Source organism: Prescottella equi, from assembly GCF_020171745.1.
GTDB lineage: Bacteria > Actinomycetota > Actinomycetes > Mycobacteriales > Mycobacteriaceae > Prescottella > Prescottella equi_A.
Window position 1 is genome coordinate 74004 of record NZ_JAIVAH010000006.1, and the last position, 14956, is coordinate 88959.

General features: G+C 68.3%; 11 protein-coding genes. 8 read left to right on the forward strand and 3 right to left on the reverse strand.

Annotated elements, in window-relative coordinates; all coding sequences use genetic code 11:
• Window positions 1–80 precede the first annotated feature (80 nt).
• Window positions 81–1397, forward strand: a complete 1317-nt coding sequence (locus LCL87_RS04865; RefSeq protein WP_225017258.1) for a S1 family peptidase — start codon at window positions 81–83, stop codon at window positions 1395–1397.
• Between the two features lie 75 nt (window positions 1398–1472).
• Here LCL87_RS04865 and LCL87_RS04870 read toward each other — a convergent pair whose 3' ends face one another.
• Window positions 1473–2108 carry a DUF8020 domain-containing protein gene (locus LCL87_RS04870; protein WP_225017260.1) on the reverse strand — a complete coding sequence of 212 codons (636 nt, stop codon included), beginning with the start codon at window positions 2106–2108 and terminating at the stop codon, window positions 1473–1475.
• Between the two features lie 509 nt (window positions 2109–2617).
• On the opposite strand from LCL87_RS04870, the gene LCL87_RS04875 reads away from it, so the two are divergent.
• Window positions 2618–5812, forward strand: a complete 3195-nt coding sequence (locus tag LCL87_RS04875; RefSeq protein WP_225017262.1) for a (Fe-S)-binding protein — start codon at window positions 2618–2620, stop codon at window positions 5810–5812.
• Window positions 5813–6047: 235 nt separating this feature from the next.
• Window positions 6048–7007, forward strand: a complete 960-nt coding sequence (locus LCL87_RS04880; RefSeq protein WP_225017263.1) for a type IV toxin-antitoxin system AbiEi family antitoxin domain-containing protein — start codon at window positions 6048–6050, stop codon at window positions 7005–7007.
• A 105-nt stretch (window positions 7008–7112) separates the two neighbouring features.
• Here LCL87_RS04880 and LCL87_RS04885 read toward each other — a convergent pair whose 3' ends face one another.
• Window positions 7113–9059 carry a prolyl oligopeptidase family serine peptidase gene (locus LCL87_RS04885; RefSeq protein ID WP_225017265.1) on the reverse strand — a complete coding sequence of 649 codons (1947 nt, stop codon included), beginning with the start codon at window positions 9057–9059 and terminating at the stop codon, window positions 7113–7115.
• A 48-nt stretch (window positions 9060–9107) separates the two neighbouring features.
• On the opposite strand from LCL87_RS04885, the gene LCL87_RS04890 reads away from it, so the two are divergent.
• The 4 genes from LCL87_RS04890 (at window position 9108) to LCL87_RS04905 (ending at window position 12760) form a co-directional block, all read left to right on the forward strand.
• Window positions 9108–9530, forward strand: coding sequence for a TIGR03668 family PPOX class F420-dependent oxidoreductase (locus LCL87_RS04890; protein ID WP_225017267.1), 423 nt, complete (start codon window positions 9108–9110; stop codon window positions 9528–9530).
• 96 nt (window positions 9531–9626) lie between these two features.
• Window positions 9627–9794, forward strand: a complete 168-nt coding sequence (locus LCL87_RS04895; RefSeq protein ID WP_225017269.1) for a hypothetical protein — start codon at window positions 9627–9629, stop codon at window positions 9792–9794.
• A gap of 90 nt (window positions 9795–9884) precedes the next feature.
• Window positions 9885–11147: a pyridoxal phosphate-dependent aminotransferase gene (locus tag LCL87_RS04900; protein ID WP_225017271.1), complete on the forward strand. Its 1263-nt coding sequence runs from the start codon at window positions 9885–9887 to the stop codon at window positions 11145–11147.
• Window positions 11148–11431: 284 nt separating this feature from the next.
• Window positions 11432–12760, forward strand: a complete 1329-nt coding sequence (locus LCL87_RS04905; protein ID WP_225017273.1) for a YibE/F family protein — start codon at window positions 11432–11434, stop codon at window positions 12758–12760.
• A gap of 11 nt (window positions 12761–12771) precedes the next feature.
• On the opposite strand, the gene LCL87_RS04910 is transcribed toward LCL87_RS04905, so the two are convergent.
• A complete protein-coding gene (locus LCL87_RS04910) occupies window positions 12772–13938 on the reverse strand; it encodes a DUF7159 family protein (protein ID WP_237691756.1) in 1167 nt (388 codons plus the stop codon).
• A 95-nt stretch (window positions 13939–14033) separates the two neighbouring features.
• Between LCL87_RS04910 and LCL87_RS04915 the strand changes: the two genes are divergently transcribed.
• A complete protein-coding gene (locus LCL87_RS04915; RefSeq protein ID WP_225017277.1) occupies window positions 14034–14555 on the forward strand; it encodes an arsenate reductase/protein-tyrosine-phosphatase family protein in 522 nt (173 codons plus the stop codon).
• Window positions 14556–14956: the final 401 nt, after the last annotated feature.

Consider the following 14956-nt stretch of genomic DNA (forward strand, 5'->3'; position numbering starts at 1 on the left):
GGAACACCCGCATCTGCCGGGTGTTCCTCTCTGCGTGCCTCGGGGTCCAGGGCCGCAGGGCAGACGATAGAAAGGCCCACATGCGAAGCTCGCTCGCACGTCGTGCCGCGGTGTTCGGTTCCGCAGCACTTCTTCTCGTCACTCCTGCCGTCGCCCAGGCAGTTCCCGGGCCCGACACCTCCGGCGTGTCCGATCAGGCAGCGCACCTGCCGATCGAACTGATCGACGCGTTGCAGCGGGATCTGCAGCTGACCCCCGGCCAGTACCTCGAACGGTCGGAGGCCGCGCAGAGGCTCGCCGAGTTCGCGGCGATGGCCGGCGTCGAATTCCCCGACGCGTTCGGTGGCACCTGGCTCGACGCGGCGGGCATCCCCGTCGTCGGCGTGACGGGGACCAACAGCACCGCTCTCCGTGACGCAGTGACGCAGGCCGGCTTCACGCCGCAGGACGTCGCACGCAGCGCGCAGCGACTCGACGCCGACCACACCGCGCTCACCGACTGGATCGCGACGCTGCCGCCGGAGATCGCGAACCTCGTCCACGGCGTCTCCGTCGACATCGCCGCCAACACGGTCGTCGTCCGCACCGAGGATGCTGCCGAGCCCCTGCTCGATCTGCTGCCCCCCGCCCTCCGCGAAGCGGCGCGTGTGGTCCTCGGCCCGGCGCTCGGCTCTCTCGAACCCGCACCGACCGGTGTCCAGGCTGCATACTTCAGCACCGACGAACTCCTCGGCGGCGACGCCTACGAAGCCCGCAGTGGCGGCGACGGCCTGCAGTGCTCGCTCGGTTTCAACGCCGTCGATGCTGCCGGGGCGCCCGTCAACATCAGCGCCGGACACTGCGACCCCAACCCGGCGTCGGCGGGAAGCCAGTCCGCCTCCGTCGCCAACTCCATGGTGGGCAATCTGACAGGTCCGACCGTCGGCACCTTCGAGAAGACCGTCCTCCAGGGCCTGGACTTCTCGATCATCCGGCCGAATGCCGCGTCGGCGCCATTGCTGGCGAACAACCTCGTCCGGGTTCCCAACGCGGAGGCGTTGCGCATCACCGGCACCGCGAACCCGGTCGTCGGCATGCCCGCGTGCAAGGCCGGCAACACCACGGGCTTCAACTGCGGCACCGTGACCGAGGTCGGCCGATCCATCAAGGTCCGCGATCGTGTCATCGACAACGGCTTCAAGATGAACATCTGCGCCCTGCGCGGCGACAGCGGTGGCCCGATCATCACCGGCACCGAGGCCCTCGGCATCTCGAGCGCCTCGAACCTCGCCGGCGTCGGCACGTGTGACGCCACCGCGGTCCAGCAGGCCACGGGCGGCGCCGGGCCGGTGCTGTCGGCGACGCCGATCAATTCGATCCTGGGTGCCAATCCGGGGCTGAAGGTCCGCACGTCGTAACTCCATACAAGTAAGAAGGGGTTCGCTTCCTCCGGGAAGCGAACCCCTTCTTCTTGTTCTGCTCTGTCTACTCGATCAGCCCGCGGCGGGGGCCGGGGCGTTCATCGTCTGATACACCTGGAAGCCGTTGTAGGCGAGTACGGGTCCGGCGGCGACGATGGTGCCGATGACGCCTCCGATACCAGCGCCGGTGGTGATGCCCGCCATGCATGTTGCAGGAGCGGCAGAACCGGACGCAACACATCCGATCAGTGCACCGACGATCGTGCCGATCAACGAACCGACGGTGACCGCGGAGTCGACGCCCTCGGCCAGCTTGTCGAGCATCGAGAGGTCGATCGGCAGCGGCGGCAGAGTCGGGCCGGCGATGTCGGTCATGGTCGCCTTCGCCGGATCGGTCTCCGGGGTGAGCGTCAGCTGACGGCCCTCGATGACGGGAGCGATCGAGAACTCGCGGTCCCCGATCCGGTAGGTCAGCGGCAGCTTCTGGAGCACCTGACCGCCGTCGTTGCGGATCTCGACGAACTTGCCGTCCGAGGTGACGTGGAATCCCCCGGCGTCGAGCACGGTCACGACGCTGCGCCCGTCGACGTGGGCCTGGTAACCGATCTGGTTCGGTGCCGGAGTCGGATCCGCGTACGACGTGCCGGCCCCAACCCCCATCGCGGCAATCACGAGTGCCGACGTCGCGGCAAATTTCTTCAGCTTCATAGGACGGTCATTCCATTCTGTGGCTACCGACAGTGGCCCCCCGACCGATTTCGATCTCCCGATCACGGAAGCGTCGATGCCTCCCCACCTGCGCGAACGAGGCGGAAGAACACCCAATTCCGGGCGAAGCATAACTCAGGAATACGCAATTCGATCAGTGAATGAATCCGCTCCATTCGATGAACAAACGTCCGAATGTGCGCGAGATTTCACCCCGCCCGGACGAGTTAGGACTACCTACGCGACACCAGTCACAGCGGCACCACATACCGTTAACTGAATAGATCCCGGATCGCGAGGTTCAGCCCGCCTGGCGACACCTGCGTCAACAGCACCACCACACCCACCGGACACCACAATCGGGGGTAAAGATGCAGGAAACCGCGCTACGCGCTATGTTACCGATTAGTAGAAGCGATAAGTTACCGGCGGGTAACTTGTGAGCGGTTAGGATCTGTGGGCTGACCCACAGGCGGCACGTGTGCTGCCCCGAAACGAAAGGCTTCGACATGAATGCCCTGACGATTACGTTGGGCACCGTCGGCGTACTGCTGAGCCTTGTCTGTTGGGCCTCGTTCCTCAGCGGGGCCTGGCGGATGGCGAAGACCGTGCAGATCGGGCAGTCCGCGCCCGACCGCTGGCGCCCGTTCTTCCCGCGCTTCAAGCAGATGATCGTCGAGTTCATCGCGCACACCCGGATGCAGAAGTTCCGCACCGTGGGCTGGGCGCACTGGCTCGTCATGATCGGCTTCCTGGGCGGTTTCCTCCTGTGGTTCGAGGCCTACGGCCAGACGTTCAACCCGGAGTTCCACTGGCCGCTGTTCGGTAACACGTGGGTCTGGCACCTGTGGGACGAGCTCCTGGGCATCGGCACCGTGGTCGGCATCCTGACGCTGATCGTGATCCGCCAGCTCAACCACCCGCGCATCCCCGAGCGGCTGTCCCGCTTCGGCGGCTCCCGCTTCGGCGCCGCGTACTTCGTCGAGGTCGTCGTGCTCGTCGAGGGTCTGGGCATGATCATGGTGAAGGCCGGCCGCATCGCGATGACCGGTCACTCCAACCCGTGGACCGACTTCTTCACGATGCGCGTCGCCGAGCTGCTGCCGTCGAGCGCCGTCATGGTCTCGTGCTTCGCGTTCGTCAAGCTGATGTCCGGCATGATCTGGCTGTACGTGGTCGGCCGCAACATCACGTGGGGTGTCGCGTGGCACCGCTTCTCGGCCTTCCCGAACATCTACTTCAAGCGTGAGGACGACGGCGGCGTCGCCCTCGGTGCCGCCAAGCCGATGATGTCGAAGGGCCGCGCCCTGGACATGGAGAACGTCGACCCCGACACCGACACGCTCGGTGCCGGCCGGATCGAGGATTTCTCGTGGAAGGGCTGGCTGGACTTCACGACGTGTACCGAGTGTGGCCGCTGCCAGTCGCAGTGCCCCGCCTGGAACACCGGCAAGCCGCTGTCGCCGAAGCTGCTCATCATGTCGCTGCGCGACCACGGCTACGCCAAGGCCCCGTACCTGCTGGCCGGCGGCCGCAAGGATATGGGCGGCGACGAGGTCGGCCTGGTCGACGCCGAGGGCAACGCCCTCGAGAACAAGCTCGCAGCCATCCCGGAGGCCGCCCGCGCCGAGGCCGAGCGTCCGCTCGTCGGCGAATCGGTCGAGGGTGAACTCGGCGGGATCATCGACCCCGAGACCCTGTGGTCGTGCACCACGTGTGGCGCGTGCGTCGAGCAGTGCCCGGTCGACATCGAGCACGTCGACCACATCATCGACATGCGCCGCTACCAGGTGTTGATCGAGTCGGAGTTCCCGTCCGAGCTCGCGGGTCTGTTCAAGAACCTCGAGAACAAGGGCAACCCCTGGGGCCAGAACTCCAAGGACCGCCTCAACTGGATCAACGAGATGGACTTCGAGATCCCGGTCTACGGCCAGGACGCGGATTCCTTCGAGGACTACGAGTACCTGTTCTGGGTCGGCTGCGCCGGCGCCTACGAGGACCGCGCGAAGAAGACCACCAAGGCCGTCGCCGAACTCCTCGCGACCGCGGGCGTGAAGTTCATGGTCCTCGGCGCCGACGAGACCTGCACCGGCGACTCGGCTCGCCGCGCGGGCAACGAGTTCCTGTTCCAGCAGCTCGCGATGCAGAACATCGAACTGCTGAACACGGTGTTCGACGGCACCCCGGACAACAAGCGCAAGATCGTCGTCACGTGTGCGCACTGCTTCAACGCGCTCGGCAACGAATACCCGCAGGTCGGCGGCGTCTACGAGGTCGTCCACCACACGCAGCTGCTCAACCGCCTGGTCCGGGCCAAGAAGCTGGTCCCGGTCGCCAAGCTCGACGAGGACGTCACCTACCACGACCCGTGCTACCTGGGCCGTCACAACAAGGTGTACGACGCGCCGCGTGAGCTGATGGAGGCGTCGGGCGCCAAGCTCAAGGAGATGCCGCGTCACGGCGAGCGGTCCATGTGCTGTGGTGCCGGTGGCGCCCGCATGTGGATGGAAGAGCAGCTCGGCAAGCGCATCAACATCGATCGCGTCGACGAGGCCCTGACCACGTCGCCGAAGAAGATCGCGACGGGCTGCCCGTTCTGCCGCGTCATGCTCACCGACGGCGTCACCGCCCGTCAGGAGCAGGGCCAGGGCGAGGGCGTCGAGGTCGTCGACGTCGCGCAGATGATGCTCGAGACCGTCACGCGTCTCGATTCCGCGCAGCTGACCGCGAACCTCAAGGTCGAGCCGCGGGAGAAGGCTCCGGTCGCCGCGGCACCGGTCGCCGCCGAGGCTGTAGCCGAGGTCAAGGAAGCCGAGCGGGTACAGGAGGTCGAGGAGGCCGCGGCCACCCCGTCCGCCCAGGCTGCCCCCGCCGGCAAGGGCCTGCAGATGAAGGGTCTGGCCAAGGCTCCCGGCGCGAAGGCTCCGGGTGGCAAGGGCCTGCAGATGAAGGGCGCCGCCAAGGCTCCCGGTGCCAAGGCCGAGGCCGCCGCACAGGCCGCCGAGGCTGCTCCCGCTGCCGAGGCACCGGCCGCACCGGTCGCCAAGCCCGGCGGACTGGGCATGAAGGGCGGGGCCAAGGCACCCGGCGGCAAGGGCCTGCAGATGAAGGGCGCCGCCAAGGCTCCCGGCGCGAAGGCTGCCGCACCGGCACCGGCTGCTCCGGCTGCGGAGGCACCTGCTGCCGAGGCTCCGGCCGCACCCGCGGCACCTGCCGCCAAGCCCGGCGGACTCGCCATGAAGGGCGGGGCCAAGGCACCCGGCGGCAAGGGCCTGCAAATGAAGGGCGGGGCGAAGGCTCCCGGCGCCAAGGCCGCCGCGCCTGCCGCTCCGGCTGCCGAGCCTGAGGCTCCGGCCGCCGAGGCTCCGGCCGCTCCGGCCGCCGAGGCTCCGGCGGCACCGGCTGCCGAGGCCAAGCCTGTGCCGCAGGCGAAGGCCGGTGGACTGGGCTTCAAGTCCGGCGCGAAGGCACCGGGCGCCCGCAAGGCCGCTCCCGCTGCCGCTGCACCGGCCCCGGCTGCCCCGGCTGCCCCTGCTGCCGAGCCCGTCTCGGAGCCCGAACAGCCTGCCGAGCCGCAGGCCGAGGCCGCACCGGCCGAGGCTCCGGCGCCCAAGCAGGAGGCGTCGACGCCGCCTCCGCCGCAGGCCAAGCCCGGCGCGCTGGGCTTCAAGGCCGGCGCCAAGGCCCCCGGCCGCAAGAAGTAGTTCGATCCGACTGCGCCCCCACCCTTCGAGGTGGGGGCGCAGTCGTTTCTGCACATCCCCGATGCCACACACCCTTTCTCGGCATCACACACGAATTCGGGGTGGAGAATGTGTGTGAACTCGAGAAAACTGGTGTGCCGTCGAACCATCCACAGGTCCTCGGTCATCCACAGCCCAGCCTCTGAACCAGCATCAGCGACGTCCACCCCACGCCGACGGCGGCACGATGCCGAATGTGGACTCACACATCATCCGACGCGGCGAGGCCCTTCAACGCGGGGCCGCCGACCATCAACTGCAGCGGCAATGCCGGACCGGGACGTGGCGACGGCTCCGGCCGGGTCGGTACGCACCGCGGGCCGAGTTCGATGCGTTGGACGCCTACGAACGGCACGGGATCCGGGCGGCGGAAACCCTGCGGGCTGCATCCAAGGACGCGGTTCTCAGCCACCAGTCCGCGGCCGTCATCCATGGGCTGGATCTGTGGAACACCCCCCTTGCGGTCGCGCATCTGACCCGTAGCCGTCCGACCGGCGGCCGACGCACCCGGCACCGCCACGTCCACTCCGCGACACTGCGGCCCGACGAGATCACCGAGGTCGACGGACTCACGGTGACGACCGTGGCCCGGACGGTGGCGGATCTAGCGCGGACACTGCCGTTCGAGCAGGCCGTCGTCGTCGGCGATCACGCGCTGCATGCGACGGGAATCACGTCCGACGATGTGGCTGCCGCGGCGGACACGATCGCTCCCCATGCCGGACGTCGGCGCGTCCTCCGGGTCCTCGACCAACTCGACGGTCGGTCCGAGAGCGTCGGCGAATCCCGCAGTCGGGTCCTGATGTTGCGCGAGCAGTTGCCGGTCCCGGACTGCCAGCCGAACCTCTACGCCTCCAACGGCGATCATCTGGGACGAGTGGACTTCCTTTTCGAGGAGCTCGGTGTGGTGGGCGAATTCGACGGGCGTGGCAAGTACGGCCGCCTCGTACCGGACGGACAGGTTCCGGCTGACGTGGTGTGGGCGGAGAAGCTACGTGAGGACGCGATCCGGGATGCCGGCTGGCAGGTGGTGCGGTGGATCTGGGACGAGCTCGAGATCCCGAACCTGGTCGCCCGCCGGATCCGTGACGCCGTCAGCCGGGCGCGGCTCTCACCGCCGCCGACCGGACGCGTCGAACACACCCCGCGGCCGTGACCGGATCACACACCGAATGCCGGCATCACACACCCTTTCACCATCGAAATCGTGTGTCATGCCGGCAAAAGGTGTGTGACGCGTGACCACGCGACGACGACCGCACTACGGCCGCCACAGCTCCAGCCGCGGCACTCCGGGCGTCTCGAAGCCCATAACCTGACCGTAGAACGACAGCTCCGCCTCCCGGGCACTGACGATGGTCTCGACGCGCCGGAAGCCGTGCGCCTCCCCCTCGTAGGCGAGATAGGCGTGCGGAATCCCCTTGTCCAGCAGTGCGGCACGGAAACGCTCGGCCTGCGACGGCGGGACGATCGGGTCGGACAGGCCCTGCAACAGCAGCACCGGGCACGAGAGTCCGTCGACGTTGTTGACCGGCGCGCGCCGGACGTACAGGTCGGTGGCCTCGGGCAGCGGGCCGATGAGGCCGTCGATGTAGCGGGACTCGAAGTCGTGGGTCTCCTTGACGAACTCGATCAGCTCGGCGACGCCGTAGTACGAGACGCCGCACGCGAACACATCCGCCGTCGTGAGCGCCGACAGCACCGTCCAACCGCCGGCCGAACCACCCTCGATCGCAAGACGGTCCGGGTCCGCGAGTCCGGCATCGGCGAGGCCGCGGACCGCCGCGACGGTGTCCTCGACGTCGACGATGCCCCACTGCCCGCGCAGTCGGTTGCGGTACTCGCGCCCGAATCCGCTCGAGCCGCCGTAGTTGACGTCGACGACGCCGATGCCCCGACTGGTGAAGTAGGCGTACACCAGGTGCACCGCGGGAGCGACGTGCGCGGTGGGACCGCCGTGCACGAACGCGACGTACGGCGGCAGTTCCCCCTCGGGTGCAGTGAAGTTCGGGTTGCGCGGCGCGTAGACGAGAGCGTGCACCTCACGCTCGGGACCCTCGAAGGTGAGCGACTGCGCCTCCGGCAGGTACTCGACGTCCGGCAGGTCGTCGACCGACAGTCGGACGTCGGTGAGCGTGCCGGCACCGAGGTCGAGCAACCGCAGACCCGACGCGACGCGGGCACCGCCGCAGCGCAGCAGGATTCGACGGCCTCGGGTGTCGCAGATCTGCACGGACGAGATGTCCTCGAGTTCGATGTCGCGCAGTGCTCCGGTGGCCGGGTCGAGCAGCGCGAGCGTGTCGGTGCCGACGGTCCGGGTGGTGAGCAGGGTGCCGGCGTCGAGCGCGACGTGCCACACCGCACCCAACTGCCACAGGGGCGCACCGAAGTCCGCATCGATAGGGCGGACCGGTGCAACCTCGCCGGACAGGGCGACGCGGTAGAGGTTCCACCACCCGCTCCGGTCACTGATCACCCGCAGGGTCTCGTCGTCGGCCCACTCGGGTTGCAGCACCGACTCCTCGGTGCCGCCGAGGAGGACGTCGACCTCGCCTGTTGCGAGGGTGAGCACGCGGAGTTCGGTTCCGTCCCAGGGCATCTGCGGGTGATTCCAGGCGATCCAGGCGAGACGCGTGCGGTCCGGGGACAGCCGCGGGTAGGCCAGGAAGTCGGAGCCACCGACGATCGACCGCACCGCGGCCGGATCGTCCTGGGCTGCCCCGTCGAGCGGCACCGCGCAGATGTCGCGGAGCACCGCTCCCCCGACGTGACGCTCCCGGACGCACCACACCTCGTCGCCGACGATCGCGAGATCGCCGTAGCGGTCCGCGGACGGGGCGGGCGGGATCGGCGTGATCGGCACCGGCGCGACGTCGGTGCGCGGGTCGAACCGGCACAGCCGCTGGTCGCTGAACTCGGCGAACACCAGCACCCCGCCGTCGGTCACGGTCCACGCGCCGCCGCCGTACTCGTGGACGCGGGTGCGCGCGTTCCACGGCGCGGGCAGCACGTCGATCACCTCGCCGTCGTCGCCGCGGCGCCGGATCGACGTGCGTCCGCCCTCGGTGGGACGCAGTTCCGACCACCAGACCTGGTCGCCGACGAATCGCCCACCGTCCACCGGGTGCCCGCTCGCGGCCAGGTCGGCGGCGCTGATCGGCGAGATCCACGATCCGAAGGGGGCGGTGGTGTGCGCGGCAGTCGTCATGCGGACAACCCTAGCCACGGACGTGCTCCCACGACGTAGCGTTTCCTCATGGCTCCGGAGATGCCCGGGCACCTGCCCGCGCGGTTCGTCGACGCACCGGTCGCGCGGATGGCGACGGTGTCGGCCGACGGCGCGCCGCACCTGGTCCCGGTCGTGTTCGCCGTGCTCGGCGACGTCGTCTACACCGCGGTGGACGACAAACCGAAGACCACCCGGCGTCTGCGTCGGCTGTCGAACATCGCCGCCACGGGGCGAGTCGGCCTGCTCGTCGACCACTACGACGACGACTGGTCGCGCCTGTGGTGGATCCGGGTCGACGGTGCCGCCGAGGTACTGGATCCGGACTCGGACGTCGGCGCCGCCGGGATCGACGCGCTGGTGGCGAAGTACGGCCAGTACCGGTCGATGCGGCCGACCGGCCCTGTGATCGCCGTGCGGGTGTCCGGTTGGCGTGAATGGTCGGCGTCGTAGTCGATTCGCACGTCGGACACCCTTGTGACACAGGGCACATCGGGTTCACGATGAAGGGACCCTGTCTGTATTTCGTCCTGGAAGGACGGTTTTCTCATGACACGCAGGATTGCCGGAATTCTCGCCGCGCTCGCGATGACGCTCTCGCTGGCCGCGTTCGCCGCACCGGCGGCATCGGCCGAGGAAGCGACGCCCGCGCAGGGGTCGGTGGGGCTGTGCCTCGTCATCCCGCTCGGATCGCTGGTGTACCCCATCTGCATCTGACCCCGCCCACGTCGCACGTGCGACGTTTGTGGCGATTTGCGACGGACCCCGAGCGCACCCTCCGATATCCGTTTGCGCTCGAGTGGAAGTATGGAGGCCGTGAGCACTCCAGAAACCGCCCGTCCCCGTCGGCCGCACCGCGCTCTCGAGCAGTCCACCAAGCTGCAGAACGTGCTGTACGAGATCCGAGGGCCGGTACACGCGCACGCCGCGCGACTGGAGGCGGAGGGGCATCGGATCCTCAAGCTCAACATCGGTAACCCGGCGCCGTTCGGCTTCGAGGCCCCCGATGTGATCATGCGCGACATGATCGCGGCTCTGCCTTACGCACAGGGCTATTCGGAGTCGAAGGGCATCCTCTCGGCGCGGCGTGCGATCGTCACGCGTTACGAATTGGTGCCCGGCTTCCCGGAGCTGGACGTCGACGACATCTACCTCGGCAACGGCGTCTCCGAGCTCATCACGATGACGATGCAGGCCCTGCTCGACGACGGCGACGAGGTGCTCATCCCCGCGCCGGACTACCCGCTGTGGACGGCCATGACGAGCCTGTCCGGCGGCACGCCGGTGCACTACCTGTGTGACGAGCAGAACGACTGGAACCCGGACATCGCGGACATCGAGTCCAAGATCACCGACAAGACCAAGGCGCTGCTGGTCATCAATCCGAACAACCCGACGGGCGCGGTGTACTCGGCGGAGGTGCTCACCCAGCTCGTCGACCTGGCCCGCAGGCATCAGTTGCTGCTGCTGTCGGACGAGATCTACGACAAGATCCTCTACGACGACGCCAAGCACATCTCGCTGGCGACGCTCGCGCCCGACATGCTCTGTCTGACGTTCAACGGACTGTCGAAGGCGTACCGCGTCGCCGGCTACCGGTCGGGCTGGGTCGCGATCACCGGCCCCAAGGAGCACGCGGCGGGCTTCCTCGAGGGCCTGGATCTGCTCGCGTCCACGCGCCTGTGCCCCAACGTGCCCGGTCAGCACGCCATCCAGGTGGCGCTCGGTGGCCACCAGAGCATCGAGGATCTGATCCTCCCGGGCGGGCGTCTGCTCGAGCAGCGCGACGTCGCGTGGGAGCGGCTCAACATGATCCCCGGCGTCTCGTGTGTGAAGCCGCGCGGCGCGCTGTACGCCTTCCCGCGCCTCGACCCGAACGTGTACGAGATCCACGACGACGAGAAGCTGGTCCAGGACCTGTTGCTGCAGGAGAAGATCCTCATGGTCCAGGGCACCGGCTTCAACTGGCCCAACCACGACCACCTGCGCATCGTCACGCTGCCGTGGGCGCGCGACCTCGCGGTCGCGATCGAGCGGTTCGGCAACTTCCTGTCGAGCTACAAGCAGTAGCGGGCGCGCCGCGCGTCCCGTTCGGGCCTTGTCCCGGGCGGGGCGCCCGCGCGTCGTGTCGTTACGAGCTGACACGACACGAATACTTGACCCCCAATACTGCGAGATTGCTGCGCTATAGGTAGATTGACCGATTGGCACCATCGTGTGCCCGTAAGCGCCTCGTCTTGCCCCCTCCCCCCCTGGGCGGCGAGGTACCGGTGGCGGGGACGACCCCCCCTGCTCCCCGCCACCGACGCTTACCGCCGTCCTCGCTAGCCTGGTCCGGTGCGGAGACGAATCCGATGACATCCGAACTGTTCTCCCGTCGCGAGCAGACCCCCGATCGTGGGCACGGACACGGGCATGGGCATGGGCACGGACACTTCGACGGACCGGCACCCGTCGGACCGACCGCGGCCCGCGTCGTCGTCGGATTGCTCGTGGCCATTGCGATCGCCGTCGTCGCCGGGGCTGTGTTCCTCTGGCCGAACAAACAGCAGATCGAAATTCCGTTGCCGTTCCAGAACTCGGGCGGCGGCGCCGTGACGACCGAGGCCGGCACCGTCGTCGCGCAGGACATCGCGCCGTGCGGCAGCCCGTCCGCCGGTCGGGCGTTCCCGGGCGAACCCGCCCCGCCGCCGGACACGGGAGCGGGGTTCGACTGCCACCGCAGCGTCGTGACGATCGACTCCGGGCCCCACGCCGGTACACGCACGCTCCTCGAGATCGTGCCCGGTCCGGGGCAGCCGAATCTGAGCGTGGGCGAACACCTCCGGCTGGTGCGGCAGACGGATTCGTCCGGCGCCCCGATCTATTCGTTCAACGACTACGCCCGGGGCTTCCCGCTGCTCCTCGTCGTCGCCGCCTTCGTCGTCGCGATCGTCGCGGTCGCCCGGTGGCGCGGCGTGCGTGCGCTGCTGGGACTCGGTATCGCCTTCGGCGTCCTGGTGGTCTTCACACTGCCGGCGCTGCTCGACGGCAAACCCGCGATGCCGGTCGCCCTCGTCTCGGGAGCCGCGATTCTCTTCGCGGTGCTCTACCTGGCACACGGGGTGAACCTGCGCACCAGTTCGGCGCTCCTCGGCACGCTGGCGTCCATGCTGGTGGCGGCGGTGCTGTCGGTGATCGCGATCCGGATGACGCACCTCACCGGACTCTCGGAGCAACAGAACGCCGACGTCCAGGCCTACGTCCAGCACGTGAGCATCACCGGACTCCTGCTGGCGGGCTTCATCATCGGCTCGCTGGGTGTCCTCAACGACGTCACGATCACACAGGCGTCCGCCGCGTTCGAGATCGCGTCGATGGACCAATCCGCCACGCGACGCACCATCTTCGCCTCGGCCATGCGGGTGGGACGCGACCACATCGCGAGCACCGTATACACGCTCGTGCTCGCGTACGCCGGTGGCGCGCTCCCCCTACTGCTGCTCTTCAGCGTGGCCGGCGGATCGATCGGAGACGTGCTGACCGGTGACGCCGTCGCGATCGAGATCGTGCGCTCGTCGGTGGGCGGTATCGCCCTCGCCCTCTCGGTGCCGCTCACGACCGCGATCGCGGCGCTGCTCGCACGCCCCCGCAGCAGTGCGAACCCGCCCGCGCGACGCCGCGGCGGACGCCACGCGCGCTGACCGACGACGAATCAGAGTCGAGGGATCTGCGGTACCGGCGGCAGCGGCAACGACTCGAGCGGCGGCAGCTGCGGGAGCGGCAGTCCGGTGAGAGCGTCGAGGACGGCATCGAGGGAATCCGGTACGGACGGCACAGGCCGGGCCGGCCGATCCGTGCCGTTCACGACCGGGAGCGTGTCACCCACAGGTGCGGTCCGCGGCATCTCCGCCGGGGCGGATTCCGGAGTCGACACCGGAACCTCAGGAGGAGTGGACGGAGGAACCGACGGCGGCACACTCGCGACCGTTACCGACGACGTCATCGGCTTGCCCTCCGATTCGTCCGGCGCGGATCCGAAAAGAGTTCTGCCGTAGCCGAGTCCGAAACCGATGACGGCAAGCAGGGCGAGCATCACCCCGGCCGCCCCGGCACTGCGGACCTGACGGCGGGACACGTCGCCGCGTGATCCGCGCCGATGCGCTTTCGGTCGACGCGCTATCGGTCGATGGGCTTCCGGTCCCTGCGATGGCGTGGCCGCGGCCCGCCCACCGCTGCCGAGTAGCGCCGCACCGGACGCCGCAGACAACTCAGGATCGTCCGGCACGACGACGGGAAGTCCCGCCAGATCGGCGACATGCTCACGAACCCCCGCGACGTGGGCACCCCCACCGACGAGTACTACCGCATCGGCACCACGGCCCGACTGGGTCAGCAGTTCGTCCGCGAGGTCGACGGCTTCCTCGATTCCCGCGGCGTCGGCGGCAATCCGTTCGGCGGCATGGACACTCCCCGTCTCCACATCGACGACACTGACGGTCGTGCCCGACCGCCCGAGATCGAGTACCACGACAGCGGCAAATCCGGCGAGAGCCCGCGTGGCCCCCAGATACGCGAGGAGCGCGGACAGTTCGGGAATCAGCCGACAGTCGGTGATCCCCTCCCGGCGCAGCGCGGCATCCAGGGCCGCGGCCTGCGACTCGTCGGTGTACGCGATGCCGACAGACGGCAGCGATCCGGACTCCTCGTCGCCCGCGAGCAGGACACCGATCGACTCCGCGGCCAGCGTCTCCGGGTTGTGGTCGTCCACCACGAGCGTCCGGCGCTCGAGCAATCCGGCGGCGCTGTGGGCATCGGGCGATCGGCGGCGCACGATCCGGACGAATCCGGATCCCACCGACACTCCCAGAACCCCACCCATGAGCCGCCTTCGATCGAGGGCGCACCCGGTCGACGCTCGAACCCGGTGCGAACTGAACAAGCCGAGTCTATACAGTCGGACCTACACTCAGCGGCATGCAGTTGCTCTTCGTGTGCACCGGAAACATCTGCCGGTCACCTATCGCCGAGAGGCTCAGCGCGGCGTGGTCCGCGGGCACCGACAGCGTCGACATCACAGCGTCGAGTGCCGGAACCCGCGCAGTGGTCGGGTCACCGATGGAACCCAAAGCAGCACAGGTTCTTTCCGATCTCGGCGGATCGCCGGCCGGTTTCGTTGCACGTCAGATCAATCCGGTCATCGCGTCGTCGGCGGACCTGGTCCTGACGATGACGGAGGCGCATCGCGACGCCGTGCTCAAGATCAGCCCGCGCCAACTCAAACGTACGTTCACGCTCTTGGAGGCGGCGCACATCGCGCGGGCGATCGGGCCTGCGACCGTCGCCGAATTCGCCGCCGCGCGAGCCGCCGTCACACGCGCTGGCATGATCGACGTCCCGGATCCGATCAGGCAGAGCACAAGCGTATTCGAAGACGCCGGCAACCTCATCGAGCGAGCGTTGGAGGGCCTTCTGCGAAACCTCCGTTCCAACGGCTGAGTACCGCCGAAGTACCCTGGATACAGGGACCGAAGACTCCGGGAGCCAATCCTTTCTGTCCGAGTGCATGACACGAACCGCCCCGTCGATTACGGTGTAGGCCATCGCATCCGGACGATGCGATGTCCTGGTATCCGGACTTCCGACCAGGGCGCCGTCGGGGCTTGATTCACCTTCAACATTCTCGCGTGGCTGTGCCCCGAGCAGTGCTGCACGCTGGGCGGTCTCATCGATCACCCAGCGCACAGTCGACGGCCTCGGCACCGCGTCGAGGTCGAGTTGACCCTTACGAAGGAGCAATCATGAGTTCTTCCAGCGATTTTGCATTGATCGACTTCCTTTTCGGCAGCGTCGGGGGTGTCCTGACGGAGTTCGGCACGTTCGTGAGCCGGTTAGGCGGT